Annotated in this window: 15 protein-coding genes; 8 read left to right on the plus strand and 7 right to left on the minus strand. The window is 69.5% G+C overall.

Annotated features, from left to right (window positions below; all coding sequences use genetic code 11):
• Positions 1-52: 52 nt before the first annotated feature.
• Positions 53-1,093, plus strand: coding sequence for a glycosyltransferase family 4 protein (locus ASF53_RS08490; protein ID WP_056196936.1), 1,041 nt, complete (start codon positions 53-55; stop codon positions 1,091-1,093).
• Positions 1,093-2,277 (plus strand): glycosyltransferase family 4 protein, encoded by a 1,185-nt coding sequence (locus ASF53_RS08495; RefSeq protein WP_056196938.1) that lies wholly within the window; start codon positions 1,093-1,095, stop codon positions 2,275-2,277. Before ASF53_RS08490 ends, ASF53_RS08495 begins: the two co-directional genes overlap by 1 nt.
• Positions 2,278-2,304: 27 nt before the next feature.
• Here ASF53_RS08495 and ASF53_RS08500 read toward each other — a convergent pair whose 3' ends face one another.
• Positions 2,305-3,288, minus strand: coding sequence for a glycosyltransferase family protein (locus ASF53_RS08500; protein WP_200943185.1), 984 nt, complete (start codon positions 3,286-3,288; stop codon positions 2,305-2,307).
• A 106-nt stretch (positions 3,289-3,394) separates the two neighbouring features.
• Here ASF53_RS08500 and ASF53_RS08505 point away from each other — a divergent pair, with 106 nt between their 5' ends.
• The 4 genes from ASF53_RS08505 to ASF53_RS08520 all read left to right on the plus strand — a co-directional run bounded on the left by ASF53_RS08505 (position 3,395) and on the right by ASF53_RS08520 (position 5,457).
• A complete protein-coding gene (locus ASF53_RS08505; RefSeq protein WP_056196943.1) occupies positions 3,395-4,030 on the plus strand; it encodes a glycosyltransferase family 29 protein in 636 nt (211 codons plus the stop codon).
• Between the two features lie 10 nt (positions 4,031-4,040).
• A complete protein-coding gene (locus ASF53_RS08510) occupies positions 4,041-4,685 on the plus strand; it encodes a hypothetical protein (RefSeq protein ID WP_056196945.1) in 645 nt (214 codons plus the stop codon).
• 166 nt (positions 4,686-4,851) lie between these two features.
• On the plus strand, positions 4,852-5,091 hold the full coding sequence (locus ASF53_RS08515) for a hypothetical protein (protein ID WP_056196948.1): 240 nt from the start codon (positions 4,852-4,854) through the stop codon (positions 5,089-5,091).
• A 9-nt stretch (positions 5,092-5,100) separates the two neighbouring features.
• Positions 5,101-5,457, plus strand: a complete 357-nt coding sequence (locus ASF53_RS08520) for an MmcQ/YjbR family DNA-binding protein (protein WP_056196950.1) — start codon at positions 5,101-5,103, stop codon at positions 5,455-5,457.
• A gap of 7 nt (positions 5,458-5,464) precedes the next feature.
• On the opposite strand, the gene ASF53_RS08525 is transcribed toward ASF53_RS08520, so the two are convergent.
• Positions 5,465-7,087: an ABC-F family ATP-binding cassette domain-containing protein gene (locus tag ASF53_RS08525; RefSeq protein WP_056196952.1), complete on the minus strand. Its 1,623-nt coding sequence runs from the start codon at positions 7,085-7,087 to the stop codon at positions 5,465-5,467.
• A 382-nt stretch (positions 7,088-7,469) separates the two neighbouring features.
• Between ASF53_RS08525 and ASF53_RS08530 the strand changes: the two genes are divergently transcribed.
• Positions 7,470-9,167: a methyl-accepting chemotaxis protein gene (locus ASF53_RS08530; protein ID WP_056196953.1), complete on the plus strand. Its 1,698-nt coding sequence runs from the start codon at positions 7,470-7,472 to the stop codon at positions 9,165-9,167.
• Positions 9,168-9,281: 114 nt separating this feature from the next.
• On the opposite strand, the gene ASF53_RS08535 is transcribed toward ASF53_RS08530, so the two are convergent.
• Complete coding sequence (locus tag ASF53_RS08535; protein WP_056196955.1) at positions 9,282-9,500, minus strand: hypothetical protein; 219 nt, start codon at positions 9,498-9,500, stop codon at positions 9,282-9,284.
• 326 nt (positions 9,501-9,826) lie between these two features.
• Between ASF53_RS08535 and ASF53_RS08540 the strand changes: the two genes are divergently transcribed.
• The gene (locus ASF53_RS08540) at positions 9,827-10,084 is read left to right on the plus strand and encodes a hypothetical protein (protein ID WP_056197131.1); all 258 of its coding nucleotides are present in this window, start codon (positions 9,827-9,829) and stop codon (positions 10,082-10,084) included.
• Positions 10,085-10,089: 5 nt separating this feature from the next.
• Here the strand turns inward: ASF53_RS08540 and ASF53_RS08545 are convergent, their stop codons facing one another.
• The 4 genes from ASF53_RS08545 to ASF53_RS08560 form a co-directional block, all read right to left on the minus strand.
• Positions 10,090-10,704 (minus strand): DNA-3-methyladenine glycosylase family protein, encoded by a 615-nt coding sequence (locus ASF53_RS08545; protein WP_056196957.1) that lies wholly within the window; start codon positions 10,702-10,704, stop codon positions 10,090-10,092.
• Positions 10,705-10,811: 107 nt separating this feature from the next.
• Positions 10,812-11,531 carry a cytochrome c biogenesis CcdA family protein gene (locus ASF53_RS08550; protein ID WP_056196959.1) on the minus strand — a complete coding sequence of 240 codons (720 nt, stop codon included), beginning with the start codon at positions 11,529-11,531 and terminating at the stop codon, positions 10,812-10,814.
• Between the two features lie 195 nt (positions 11,532-11,726).
• Positions 11,727-13,493 (minus strand): monovalent cation:proton antiporter-2 (CPA2) family protein, encoded by a 1,767-nt coding sequence (locus ASF53_RS08555; protein WP_056196961.1) that lies wholly within the window; start codon positions 13,491-13,493, stop codon positions 11,727-11,729.
• A 105-nt stretch (positions 13,494-13,598) separates the two neighbouring features.
• Positions 13,599-14,537 carry a pirin family protein gene (locus ASF53_RS08560; protein ID WP_056196963.1) on the minus strand — a complete coding sequence of 313 codons (939 nt, stop codon included), beginning with the start codon at positions 14,535-14,537 and terminating at the stop codon, positions 13,599-13,601.
• Between the last annotated feature and the right edge of the window lie 187 nt (positions 14,538-14,724).

Consider the following 14,724-nt stretch of genomic DNA (forward strand, 5'->3'; position numbering starts at 1 on the left):
GTTCGTCGTGACGCGACGATCCGGACCGGATGTATTGAGTAAGGTGCAACACGTGATCCGCGTCGCCCAAGTCGCTCCGAACATTTTCCCCGTTCCCCCCGAACACCATGGCGGCACCGAGAGGATCGTGCACGATCTGTCCGTGGCGCTGCGAAGCTTAGGTATAGACGTAACGCTGTTCGCCTCATCGGACAGTGCGACAGACTTGCCGCGCGTCGGCGATCATCCGAGCCTCGCGGCTCTGCAACATCGGAACCGGCAGGTCCCCCCCGGGGTTCCGGCGGCCCTCGATGCGTTGCAACTGGAAGCTTTGCGCCAGCGGCTCGACCGGTTCGATATCGTGCATTGCCATGGCGAGTTCGCCCATGCGGCGCTGCTGGGCCCGCGCCGGCGCCAGAGCCTGACGACGGTGCATTGGCGCGTGGACGAACTCGACCGGGCGCTGTTCTTCGCCGGCTTCCCCGATCTGCCGGTCGCGGCGATCTCGGCGGCGCAGGAAGCCGGCATTCCGGCCTCGAACCGGGCGGGTGTCGTGCATCACGGGATCGCCAGGGACCGCTACACGTTCCGGCCGGAGCCCGGCACGCATGTCGCCTTCGTCGGCCGGATGACCGACCAGAAACGCCCGGACACCGCGATCCGCGTCGCCCGCGCCGCCGGCCTGCCGATCCGGCTCGGCGGCACGATCGATGTCGGCAATCCGGACTATTTCGAGCGGCATGTGCGCCCCTTGCTCGGGCCCGATGCGACCTATCTCGGGCCCATTGATGATCGGGCGAAAGGCGAACTGCTCGGCGGCGCACAAGCGCTGCTGTTCCCGATCGATTGGCCCGAGCCCTTCGGCCTCGTGATGATCGAGGCCATGGCCTGCGGCACGCCGGTGATCGCCTGGAATCGCGGCTCGGTCCCCGAGATCGTCGAGGAGGGGGTAACGGGCTTCGTTGTCGCCTCGGAGGCCGAAGCCGTCGCGGCCCTGGCCCGGATCGGGCAGCTCGACCGCGCTCTGGTGCGCCGCCGGTTCGAGGAGCGGTTCACCGCCGAGCGCATGGCGCGCGACTACATCGCCCTCTATCGCCGCTTGCTCGCCGCCTGATGCGCACCGCGCTTTTGGCCTGGGACTACCCGCCGGCGCCGAGCGGCCTGTCGACGGCGGCGCGGGAGATCGCCGAGAGCCTCGCTGGGGCCGGCGCCGAGGTGACCGTCTTCACCCTCGACCGAACCGGCCGCGAGCGGGTCGGCCGCGTCAGGGTCGAAGGGCTCGCCCTGCCGCCCGGCGGTCGCTTGGCACGCCTGCGCCTATTGGGCTCGGCCGGGCATCTGGCCGCGCCGCTCGCGTTCCGGCGGGCGGTGCTGGCCGCCCATGCCCGCGCCCCCTTTGACGTGATCGAGGCGACGAACTGGTACGCGCCCGCCGTGCTGCTCGCCCGCCGTAGCGACCTGCCCCTGGTGACGCGCAGCTCGACCCCGGCCGCGTTCACCCGTGGGACCGGCGCCAGCCTGCGCGATCGCCTCGACGGCCGCACGGCCGATGCGCTGGAGCGTGCCCAGGCGCGGGGCAGCGCCGGCCTCATCGCCAACACGGCCGAGCACGGGGCGGTGATCGCGCGGGCCTACCGGCTTTCGGGGCGGCAACCCTCCGCCGTGATCGGCCTCAGCCTGCCGCCGGAGATTCTTTCGAGCGCCCGCACCGCCGCCTATCCGGAGACGGATGTGCCCGTGCGCTTGCTCTTCGTCGGGCGGGCGGAGGCGCGCAAAGGGTTCGACGCCCTGCTCGCCGCGGTCACGATCCTTGCCGCGGAGCAGGCGGCAGGCGCCCTGCCGCCCTTCCGGCTCGACCTCGTCGGGGTGCCGCCGGACGACCTGCCGCCGGATCTGCCCGACGCGGCGCAGCCCTACATCCGCGCCCGCGGCCGTGTCGATGCGGACGCGCTGGCGCGGGCCTATGCGGACGCCCATGCGGTGCTTGCACCGTCCCGCTACGAGAGCTTCGGCCTCGTCTACCAGGAGGCCATGGCCTATGGCCGGCCGGTGGTGGCCTGCGCGGAGGATGCAAGCGCCCGCGCCTTCGTCGGCGCCTCCGGGGCGGGCTCCCTGGCACAGGCGGCCACCGGGCCGGCGCTCGCGGATGCCCTGCGCCCGCTCCTCCGCGATCCCGGCCTGCGCCGCGCCTACCGTGCGCGGGCTCTGGCGGCGGCGGGGCGGTTCGACAGGGCGAGCCTCGGGCGCGAGACCCTGGCGCTCTACGAGGCGGCGGCCGCGGCGGCGCGACACGGGTGATCCGACGGTGACTGCGCCGACGAAATCTCAATCGCGGTACGGCAGCAGCAGCGCATCCTCCTCTTCCGGCCGGCCACGGCCGGGATCCAGCGCCTCGTAGCGGCGCGAGCGGGCCGCGACATGGGCACGGCTCAGGCGATGCTCGATCCCGCCGTGGAGGCTGATGAAGCTCTCGGGCCAGCCGCCCGCGAGCTGCGGCCGCTCATGCACCCGGCCGGCATAGCGGACGTCGCTGCGGTTCAACCGGTACTGGACGTCCGGGTAGACATCCGAGAGGACGCCATCGACGCGGTTGAACCGCGCCAGCCCGATCGAGCGGACGGCGCCCGCCTCGGCAAGGGCTGCGAGCGCGGGCAGAAGGCGACCGGTGGCCGGATCGAGCGTCTCGTCGGCGTCGAGCTGCACCATCCAGGCATGGCGAGCCAGCGCCTGGAGCGCGTTGCGTTGCGCGGCGAAGTCGCCAGCCAGCGGCCGGGCGACGACGCGCACCGCCCCTGCGGGAAACCCGGCGACCGCCACCGCACAGGGCGGGGTGATGTCGGCATCGAGCAGGATCGCGATGTCGTCGGTCCAGCTCGCCTGCGTCGGCAGGCTCGCGAGCACAGCATCGACCTCGGACGGACGGCAGAGCAGACCGAGCGAGACGGGGCGTTCCTCGCACGCCTCAAGGGCGAAGAGGTCGGCTCGCGCGGCGTGCTCGTCATGGGGATTGCGCAAAGCGGCGTGGCCCTCGGCGTCGAGCGGGCGGATGCCGCGTCCGAGCCGGGTGGCGGCAATGCGGAGGGTGTAGAGGTCGAGCCCGTAGGGCGCGTCGGGATCGGACGCGAAGATCGATCCAGCAAGAGCCTCGGCGAGTTGCGCGCGGCAGCGGGATGCGTCCGCTCCGCGTTCGAGCAGGACGCCGCATGAGGCGCAGGCGAGCGGAAACAACCGCCGATGTCCATCGGGGTAGGTCAGATGCCGCTCGCTCGGCGCGAGCATGTCGGCCGCGCAGACGAAGCATCGGCGCATGGTCATCACTCCGGCACCCTCGCATCCCGGCAAAGCTCTGGTTGCGGCGCGCCGGCGCCTTACCTTCGCTGTTCCGCACGCTTCAAACCCCGAGCCCCAGCCGCCAGTGCCCGCCGATTTCGATCTTCCCGAAACAGACCGCTTGGCTTTACCGCCCGCGGCGTCCCTGGCCATCGTCGGCAATGCGCCGGAAATCGGCGCTGCGGCGCGTGGGATCGATGAAGCGGATTGCGTGGTGCGCTTCAACAACGCGGCGGGCTTTGGTGGCCGCACCGGCGGGCGCGTCACGCATCTCGCGCTGGTAAACCGCGGCGGCCAGATGCGGGAATGGTTGGCGGACCCTCACTTTCTCGAGCGCCCGGTGATCCGGGCGGCGCAAGCCTTCATCCTGCCCTTCCCGATGCTGCCGGCGGAGGCGAACGGCCCCGAGCCGATCTGCTGGACCCGGGAAGCCTTGGCGCTGCTCCGCCCCACGGGCCGGCCGATCCACATCCTCTCCGAGGATCTTCACGACCAAGCGCGGGGCGTCCTCGCGCCCCGGACGGACGGGCGCCCGAACCCGAGCACCGGCTTCCTCGTCACGTTTGCGCTCCTCAACGACCGCCCCCGCAATGCCGATCCGGCGCAGGCCTACGGGTTCGGGTTTGACGGCTGGCCCGGACATCCCTGGGCCGCCGAGCGCGCGTGGTTCGCGGAAGCCCAGGCGGCCGGGCGCCTGCACCTGCACCCTCTCGAAGATTGATCCGCCCGACATGTCCACGCTGATCACCGTGCTGAAGAGCGGCGGGCGCTACGATGCGAGCTGGGTCGAGCGGCTGGCCCGCGGCCTGCGCCGCCATGCGCCGGCCTTCGAGCGGATCTTGTGCCTCACCGACCTGCCGCTCGTCGTCGAGGGCGTCGAGCGTGTGCCCCTGCGCCACGACTGGCCGGCTTGGTGGGCGAAGATGGAGGCGTTCCGCCCCGGTCTCACCGAGGGCACGACGTTGCTCTGCGACCTCGACACCGTCTTCACCGGCCCGGCCGATACCCTGGCCGAGCCCGGCCTCGCGGCAATGGAGGACTACTTTCACAAGGGCCGACTCTCCAGCGCCCTTCTGCGCTGGTCCGGAGACGAACTTGCCGGGCTCTACGAGCGCTTCGCGGCCGAGCCTGAGCGCTGGATGACGGCCGGATCCTGCGGCCCGGTCCCCAACGCCGTGCACGGCGATCAGGTCGTCATCGACCATCTGCTGCGCGCGGAGGGCGTGCGTCCGCGCTTCTTCCAAGACATCGCGCCGGACCTGCTCGACTTCTACGATCCCCGACGCGCCGCGCACGGCCCTGTCGTGATCTTCATCGGTGAGTCCAAGCCGGACACCGTCCGCGGACCGGTCCACGAGGCCTGGACCGGCGCTTGAGGCGCGCTGCTTGACCCGAACGGCGTTCCGACCGCGGATGGGCGTGAATCTGCCTTGCCGTGTTCATCGTCAGCGTCGTCGTTTCGCTTGTCCTGATTTTCGGGTGATCCCTTCCGCCGCGTGGGCGTTGACCGGTTCCTTGTGATGTGGCGGGAGGATACGAGCCATGACGAAGCTTTTCATCGCGCGGGTGCGCGGCACGGACGGCGAGCGCCCCCTTGTGACCGTGCGGGCGGCGGCCGAGGGGGAAGCGCGCCTGTTCGTCGAGGCGGCCTACCCCGAGGACGAGATCGTCGAGATCGCCGAGCCGGGCGAGTGGGTGAGCGACAGCGACACGGGAACGAAGAACGGCGATGTGCGCGAGCATCCGGGCACCGCGTGGCAAGCGCCGACGAGCCGGGCGTAGCGCGCGGCCATGTCCTGCCTGCCCGAGGATGTGCGCGCCCTCGCGCTGATGCTGCCGGAGGCGGTCGAGGGCGCGCATCAGGGCCATCCCGATTACCGAATCGGCGGGCGGATCTTCGCCACCCTCTGGACCGACGAGGCGCGGGTGGTCGTGCGGCTGACGCCCGAGGCGCAAGCCCTGTGGCTGGAGGCCGAGCCGGATGCGTGCGAGCCCGTGCCGGGCGCCTGGGGCGCGCGCGGCTGGACGAGCCTCGAACTCGACCTCGTCGAAGAGGAGACCTTGCGCGACGTGCTTCTGACCGCTTGGCGGATCGTCGCGCCGCCCGGTCTCGTCGCCCGCTACGAAGGTCTCGCGCTCGATCCGTGAGGGCGAGTCAGCTTCGCAGCCCCGGCGCTTCCTGCCCGGTGCTGGCCACATATTCCGAGTAGCCCCCGCCATACTGGCGGATGCCGTCCCCGGTGACTTCGAGCACCCGGTTCGACAGGGCGGCCAGGAAGTGCCGGTCGTGGCTCACGAACAGCATCGTGCCCTCGAAGCCTGTCAGGGCGTTGATCAGCATTTCCTTGGTGGCGATGTCGAGGTGGTTGGTCGGCTCGTCGAGGACGAGGAAGTTCGGCGGGTCGTAGAGCATCTTGGCCATCACCAGCCGGGCCTTCTCACCGCCGGACAGCACGCGGCAGGGCTTCTCCACGTCGTCCCCGGAGAAGCCGAAGCAGCCGGCGAGCGCCCGCAGCGAGCCCTGGCCGGCCTGCGGGAAGGTGCTTTCCAGATCCTCGAACACGGTCAGGTCGCCGTCGAGCAGGTCCATGGCGTGCTGGGCGAAGTAGCCGAGCTTGACGCTGCCGCCGACGGCCACCGTGCCGGCATCGGGCTCCGCCGTGCCGGTGATGAGCTTCAGCAGCGTCGATTTCCCGGCGCCGTTGATGCCCATGACGCACCAGCGCTCCTTGCGCCGGATCGAGAAGTCGAGCCCCTCGTAGATGATGCGGCTGCCGTAGCGCTTGTGCACGCCCTTGAGCATCGCGACGTCGTCACCCGAGCGCGGTGCCGGCTGGAATTCGAAGGCGACGGTCTGACGGCGGCGCGGCGGCTCGACCCGCTCGATCTTGTCGAGCTTCTTCACCCGGCTCTGGACCTGCGCGGCATGGCTGGCGCGGGCCTTGAAGCGCTCGATGAACTTGATCTCCTTGGCGAGCATCGCCTGCTGGCGCTCGAACTGCGCCTGCTGATGCTGCTCGTTCAGCGCCCGCTGCTGCTCGTAGAAGCCGTAATCACCGGAATAGGTGGTGAGCGTGCCGCCATCGATCTCGATGACCTTGGAGACGATGCGGTTCATGAACTCGCGGTCGTGCGAGGTCATCAGCAGCGCGCCGTCATAGCCCTTGAGGAAGGCTTCGAGCCAGATCAGGCTCTCCAGATCGAGGTGGTTGCTCGGCTCGTCGAGCAGCATCACGTCGGGGCGCATCAGCAGGATGCGGGCGAGCGCGACGCGCATCTTCCAGCCGCCCGAAAGCCGGCCGACATCGCCGTCCATCATCTCCTGCGAGAAGCCGAGACCGGCCAGAACCTCGTAGGCGCGGCCCTCGAGGGCGTAACCGTCGAGCTCCTCGAAGCGGGCCTGGACCTCGCCGTAGCGCTCGATCAGCGCCTCCATCTCGTCGACCCGGTCGGGATCGGCGAGACCGGCTTCCAGCTCCTTCAGCTCGGCCGCGACGACGCTGACCGGGCCGGCCCCGTCCATCACCTCGGCGACGACGGTGCGTCCGGCCATCTCGCCGACATCCTGGCTGAAATAGCCGATGGTGATGCCGCGCTCGGAGGAGACCTGCCCCTCGTCGGGCTGTTCCTGCCCGGTCATCATCCGGAAGAGCGTGGTCTTGCCGGCACCGTTCGGGCCGACGAGGCCGGCCTTCTCGCCCTTCTGAAGGGCGGCGGACGCCTCGATGAAGACGATCTGACGACCGTTCTGCTTGCCGATCTTGTCGAGGCGAATCATGCGTCCGCGAGGCCTGGTTGAGGGTCTGGGGGCGGTGTGCCGGGAAGGGAGCGCTCGCGCCTTACGCCAAGGGCGCCGCGAGCGGAAGCAGACCGGCTTCAGGGCAGGTCCGCTTCAGGCGAGCGGGAAGTTTTCGGCCGCCCGCGCCCGCCCCGTCATGACAGGCTAAAACGCGAACGCATTTTTCTCGGAGAAGCAAATCTGGTTCTGCCAGTGGCTATCGAACCGTCTGAGCCATGACAACATATGTAGTTATCAACCTCCGCTAACAATCGATCCTTCGAGTTGCCGATTCTTAACCCTGCATGCCTCACATCATTGTGATCCGAGGCGACCGGGGCCGCGCGCGGATACTCTTTGACGGTCCCCGCGACGCGAACAGATGCGCTGGTTCACAAATCTCAAGCTGATCGGAAAACTCGCCATTCCGGTGGCCTTGGTCGCGGTGGTCGCGGCCGGCATCGTCGGTCTGGCGCGGAATACGCTCGGCCAGTTGCAGCGCGGGACACAGGAGGTCGTCGATGTGCGCGCGGCACGGGTCATCACCGCCTTACAGACCGCCCTCGCCATCGACGAGGCCGTTATCAGCGAGAAGAACATCATCCTCGAGACCGACGCCGCGATCCTGTCGGCGCAGCACCAGCAGTTCGAGGAGGCGCGGGCGCGGGCGCTGAGCGGTGCCGACCACTTGATCGCCATCGCGGATACCGACGCGCGCCGGGCGATGCTGACCGAGGTCAAAGCGACGATCTCCGGCTTCTTCGCGACGGTCGAGCGTTCGATCGCCCTGGGTCTGAAGAACCAGAAGGAGCAGGCGTTCAAGGTTTCTGCGGATGAGGTACGCCCGGTCCGGACAAAGGCGATCGAGGCGATCCAGAAGCGCATCGCGGCCAATATCAGTGATCTCGAGGATGCCAAGCGGGAGGCCGCCGAAGTCGGCTCGTCCGCCGCTCTGGCGCTGACGGTCATCGCGGTCGCCGGCCTGTTGCTGGCTTTCGGGCTGCTCGGGGTGATCGTGATCGTCGGGGTCGTGCGCCCCATCGGCCGGCTCGTGCGCGTGCTTCAGCGGATGGCCGAAGGAGAGATCGAGACCGAGATCGCCGAGGCTCGCCGCGGCGACGAGATCGGCGCCGTCGCCCGCGCCGTCGAGGCGATCAAGACGCTCGTCGCGCGCAAAGCGGCCGAGCAGGCGGAACTCAAGCGCGTGGCGGACGAGGCCGCACTCATCGAGCGCCGCCGCACCATGATCGCGTTGGCCGATGGTTTCGAGCGTGCCGTCGGCGGTGTCGTCGGAATGGTGTCGTCCTCGGCGACCGAGCTGCAGGCGACCGCCCAGCAGATGACCGCGACTGCCACCGAAACCGCCAGCCAATCGACCACCGTCGCGGCGGCGGCGGAGGAGGCGGCGTCCAATGTCGGCACCGTCGCCGCCGCTGCGGAGGAACTCGGCGCCTCGGTCCACGAGATCGGCCGGCAGGTCGGCACTTCGGCGGAGATGGCCCAGCGCGCCGTCGGCGAGGCGGACCACAGCGCCGTCCTCATCCACGAATTGAGCCAGGCCGCCGCGCGGATCGGCGATGTCGTGAACCTCATCGCCACCATCGCCAGCCAGACCAACCTGCTCGCGCTCAACGCCACCATCGAGGCGGCACGGGCCGGGGAGGCCGGGCGCGGCTTTGCCGTGGTCGCGAGCGAGGTGAAGGAACTCGCGGCGCAGACATCGCGGGCGACGGAGGAGATTTCCGGGCAGATCGCGCAGATCCAGGGCGCCACCGGTCAGGCGGTGACGGCGATCGGCGGCATCACCGGCCGCATCCGCGAGATCAACGCGGTGGCCGCCACCATTGCCGCGGCCGTGGAAGAGCAGGGCGCCGCAACCCAGGAGATCGTGCGCAACGTCTCCCAGGCGGCCGTGGGCGCGGGCGAAGTGACCAGCAACATCGCAGGCGTGGCACAGGCCTCGGAGGAAACCGGAGCCGCCGCCACGCAGGTTCTGGCCTCGGCCTCGGAGCTGTCGCTGCAATCCGAGCATCTGCGGGCGGAAGTCGCGCATTTCCTCGCGACGGTGCGCGCGGCCTGAACGGCGGCCGCGCGAATTGAAAAGGGGACGCCGCATGGCGTCCCCTTTTTTCGTTCGTCGGGCAGGTTTCGAAGGGGATCGCTGAGCGCCGGCAACCCCGATCAGGACGACGCCTTAACCCGGCACCTTCTTATGGGTCACGGCAGCGGCCACTTCGTCGGGGCGTGGCTCGTCGCCGGCCACCGCGCCAGACAACGCCGCCGCGTGAAGGGCCAGTACGGGCACGAAGACGAGCGCCATCATGAGCGCCACCACGAGCACGACACTGCCGTTACGGCCGGACTTCGCCGCGCGAGCGCGCGCACGGCGGGAAATGACATTGGAGTCAGTCATGGCTCACCTCTTGTCGGACCAGCCGCCAAGGCCGGTCGCGGGTGAGCCGGATCAGACGATCAGGCGCAGAACACGCGGGTGGCCGAAGGCGGCGTGGTCGATCGACTACTGTCGTCGGGCATTGGGGTCGGAAGTTCCTGTGGGGCCGCGCATCGCGCGCACGGCGACGATAAGCGGACAACGCGCGCTTGCCGGATCAGTTCGATCCGGTCAAGTCCGAACGTCGTTGCGCGCTGTGAATGGCGGCGATCGTCGCGTTTCGGCATCATCGGCAATCGGCGGCGGACTGGCGCGAACGCGTACGGGGCCGTTCGCGTTGGGGCACCATGTCGAACGACACGATCATCTGGACGCAGGGCGGTATCTCCGAGGTGCCCCTGCAGCGCTTCACCGGCCGCGTCGGCGCGATCGAGGTCGCCACCGTCGAGTATGACGGGTCGAACCGGCTCTGGACGTGGTGGAGCCCGCTCGCCGAGGACATCTGGGGCCATGCGCAGGAGCCGGAGGCCGCCAAACAGGCCGCCGAACTCTGGCTGCGCAACTGGCTCGAGAATTTCCTGCCCTTCTTCGAGGCGGGCCGCTGAGGGGATCAGCCGGTGACGGGCACCGCGTCCCGGCTGCGCCACATGTAGCGGGCGAGGATCGAGCGATACGGCGCGAAGCGTGCGGCCACCGCGACACTGTCCTCGATCCCCGTGAGCCGCCGCAGGACGCCGACGGCGGCGACATCGCCGACAGGCCAGATGTCGGGATCGAGGAAGTGGAAGATGCCGGCCATGTCGGCGGTCCAGGGCCCGACGCCGCGGATGCGGCGCAGGACCGCCGAGCGCTCGGCATGCGGTAACGCCGCGAGATCCGCGCCAAGCAGACCGGCTTCCTCCGCCTCGCGGATCGCGTGGAGCGCCCGCACCTTGTTCGCCGAGACGCCGCAGCCACGCAGGAGCGCTTCGGTGCCCGGAACGAACAGATCGCGCGGCGTGCCGCTCTGCGCCGCGGCGGCGGCCTCGATCCGTGTCCAGATCGAGAGGGCGGCCTTCGTCGAGAGCTGCTGGTTGACGACCTCGACGAACAGACGCTCGGCAAGGCTGGCATGTGCGGGCGGCGCGATCTCGATCAGGCCGATTGCCGCGATGGTCGCTCGCAACGGCTCGGCGACCGTGGCGGCCGTGTCGAGCATCCGCTCGTAGATGTCTGCGTCGAGCATTCTTTTCCTGGGGCGACGATAGCCACGGCCGGGAAACGCCCGGCCTCGCCCACCGCTCCGCCTACTTGGAACCGCATCTTACCCGAAGCGGCGGCGCGGCCCCTTGCTCAGAAGCGCGTCGTGAGCGCCGTCAGCCAATCCGGCGAGGCGTCGACCAGCGCGGTTTCCAGCGCCCGATCATAGCCCGACAGGATCAGCACGCCGGTGGCGACGAGGATCACGCCGAGCGTGAGCTTGAGCCCCTTGCCGAGGCCCAGCATCCGCTCGCGCCAACGGATCAGCACCTCGCGTGACAGCATCCCGAGGGCGACGAGGGGGAGGGCGGCCCCGAGGCCGAACACCAGCATGGTAAGTGCGACGCCGCCGAGATCGCGCCCCTGAGCCGCGAGCAGGGAGGCCGCGCCGAGGGTCGGGCCGACGCAGGGGCTCCATACGGCGCCGAGGAGGAGGCCGACGGTGAACTGGCCCGCCAGCCCGGCGGTCGAAACCCCACCGAATCGCTGCTCCGCCCAGTTGCTCAACGGCCCGGCCGCGACGGCGAACCGGTTCTGCGCCGCCGGTACGATCAGGATGATCCCGAGCAGCAACAGCAGCACCGCCCCGACGGCGCGAAACCGGTCACCGTCGAGGCCGATAGCGAACCCGATCGTCGCGATGAACAGGCCGATCGCGACGAAGGAGAGCGCCAGACCGGCGGCGAGCGCCACGGGCCCGAGCCGGTGTTCCGCGACCGCCGCGCCCAGCACCAGCGGGAGCAGCGGCAGCACGCAAGGCGACAGCACCGAGAGGAGGCCGGCCAAGAAGGCAAAGCCGAGATGGCTGGCCATGGTGCGCCTCGAACCCCTTCTCCGAGACGCCCGGAGTCACTTGCCGGCCGGATGCGCCCGTCTCCCGGCTTTCTCTACAGGCGAACGCCGCGCCCTGCATCTACGGCCTGCATTCCCTTGGTGCCGCATCCCAGGGCGGCCCTCTTTCTCCGCTGCCTGCCGTCCAGCACGCCACGCCCTGCCATGTGACGCCGCTCAGCCATGCCCATGCGACGGCATGGACGCGTTCCCCCGGATCAGCTCCCGGCCGGCATAGATGCCGCCGACGACCTGCAGGTCGAGGCGCTCCGCGTCGCGGCGGCGGACCTCGGCCATGATCTCGCCCGCCGCGTCCGGATCGGCCCCGATCGTCACCAGCGCCTGCTCACCCAGGGCGAAGGCCGACTCGAGCGTCTCGCGCATCTGGAAGGCGACGCCGGCCTCGATCAGCTCCACCGCGTGCTCACGGTCACGGGCGCGCGCCAGAACCGGAACCAGCGGAAACTCCCCCTTGGCCAGCTCGGCGATGCGCTTGGCCATGGCGCGGTCGTCGATGCAGATCAGGATCGCCCGCGCCGTCGCGGCACCGGCCGCACGCAGGATGTCGAGCCGGGCGCCGTCGCCGTAATAGACCTTGAAGCCGAACCCCTCGGCGAGGCGGATGTTGTCGGCGTTGGTGTCGATGATCGAGACCGAGCATCCGCGCGAGATCAGCGGCTGGCTGACGATCTGCCCGAAGCGGCCGAACCCGATGATCAGGGCACTGCCGACGAGATCCTCCGGCGCCTCGACGCCGTCCGTGGACGCGGTGGCCTTCGGCCCGAAATGATCGAAGGCGATGACGGTCAGCGGCGTGATCGCCATCGACAGGATGACGGTGGCCGTGAGGATCGCGTTGGTCGTGCCGTCGATGATCCCGACACTCGCGGCGGCCGCGTAGAGCACGAACGCGAATTCGCCGCCCTGCGCCATCAGTGCCGTCCGCTCCAATGCCTCGGCATGTTTGGTCCGCAGGGCGCGGGCGACGCCGTAGATGACGAGGCTCTTCACCGCCATGTAGGCGGCCACGCTCATGAGGATCAGCCCCCAATTCGCGGCGATCACCGCCAGATCGAGGGACATCCCGACGCCGAGGAAGAACAGGCCGAGCAGGATACCGCGGAACGGCTCGACATCGGCCTCCAACTGGTGGCGGAAGCTCGATTCCGAGAGCAGCACGCCGGCAAGGAACGCTCCCATCGCCATGGAGAGACCGCCGAGCTGCATCGCCAAAGCCGAGCCGAGCACGACCAACAGCGCGGCCGCGGTCATCACCTCCCGCGCCTTGGCCGCGGCGAGCAAGCGGAACAAAGGGTTGAGCAGCCAGCGGCCCGCGGCCACGAGCGCGGCGATGGAAGCCAGGGCGATGGCGACGGCGATGACGCGCTCGGTCCCGCTCGTCTCGGCGCCACCGGGTGCCAGCAGCGCGACGGCGGCCAGCAGCGGCACGATGGCGAGATCCTCCAGCAGCAGGATGGCGACGATCCGCTGGCCCTTCGGCGTCGAGAGCGAGCCGCGCTCTTCGAGGAGCTGCATGACGATGGCGGTCGAGGTGAGCACGAAGCCGGTGCCGGCCACGAAGGCCACGACGACCGGAAACCCCATGGTGACGCCGACGAGCGTGAGCGCGGCGATGCAGGCGCCGACCTGAGCGAGGCCGAGACCGAAAATCTCACGGCGCATGCCCCAGAGCCGCGACGGCTCCATCTCCAATCCGATGATGAAGAGGAACATCACGACGCCGAGTTCGGCGACATGAAGGATCGCATGGGCGTCGGTGAAGAGGCCGACGCCGAACGGCCCGATGGCCAACCCCGCCACGAGGTAGCCGAGGACCGAGCCGAGCCCGAGCCGCTTGAACAGCGGAACGGCGACGACGCCCGCGGCAAGGAGGGAGACGACCTGAACGAGTTCGCTCGCGGCCCCGGATGCTTCGATAGCCATGGCGTGGTCGAACCTCTGGACGAGTTGGAAAGCGCCGGTGGGGCGCTGGCAGGTTGGAGCGTGTGGAGAGCAGCGCGCAGCCCTCAGCGAGCGGCGCGCCGTCGCTCACGGATAGCGGACGGCCGGGGGATCTTCGGGCAGGGGTATGAACTCGGCGTCGTTGGGCACCGTGTCGAAGCGGCCCTGGCGCCAATCTTCCTTGGCCTGGGCGATCCGCTCCGGCCGCGAGGACACGAAGTTCCACCAGAGGTGCCGCGGCCCGTCCATCGGCTCGCCGCCCAGAACCATGAACCGCGCCGCCTCCGTCGCCCGCACGCTGATGCGGTCGCCGGGGCGGAACACCAGGAGTTGGCCGGGGCCGAAGCCGTCGCCGGCAATCTCAATCGCACCCGAGACCGTGTAGATCGCGCGCTCGTCATAGGTCGGGTCGAGCGGCAGGACGGCGCCTGCGTCCAGCATCACATCGGCGTAAACCATCGGGCTCGAGGTGCGCACCGGCGAGCGGGCGCCGAAGGCTTCGCCAGCGATCAGACGCACAGTCTTGCCCTCGCCGGTGAGGACCGGAAGCGCCGCCGCATCGTAGTGCTCGAAAGCCGGGGCGCTCTCTTCCTCCTGGGCCGACAGGGCGACCCAACTCTGGATTCCGAACAGGCGCGAGCCGGTCTGGCGGAGGGTCGAGGCGGTGCGCTCCGAATGGGTGATGCCGCGCCCGGCCGTCATCCAATTCAGTTCGCCCGGCCGGATCGGCAACTCGGTGCCGAGGCTGTCGCGATGCATGATCTCACCGTCGAACAGGTAGGTGACGGTCGAGAGGCCGATATGCGGGTGCGGGCGGACGTCCATCCCCTGGCCGAGCAGGAACTCGGACGGTCCCATCTGATCGAAGAAGATGAACGGGCCGACCATCCGACACTCGGTCGAGGGGAGGGCGCGGCGCACGGCAAACGAGCCGAGATCGCGCGAGCGCGGCACGATCAGGGTCTGGATCGCGTCGCAACTGAAATGATCGCCCGGGACCGGATCATCCGCACTGTGCCAGCTCATCGCTCTTATCCCTCGTTGGCCGAAACCGGCAGCCGCGCACGCATCGAGAAGCGTATTCGGTGCCGCCTTGCCCGCTATCCTGTGACGGCCTGTCGCCGGAAACACTATGGGCTGGGCGAGCGAGAACGAAAATGGAAACCGACGAAACGTATCGTTTCGAGAAGTGCCCTCTGCGCTTACGCTGCCG

The sequence above is a fragment of the Methylobacterium sp. Leaf123 genome (assembly GCF_001423405.1).
In the GTDB taxonomy this organism is placed as follows: Bacteria; Pseudomonadota; Alphaproteobacteria; order Rhizobiales; family Beijerinckiaceae; genus Methylobacterium.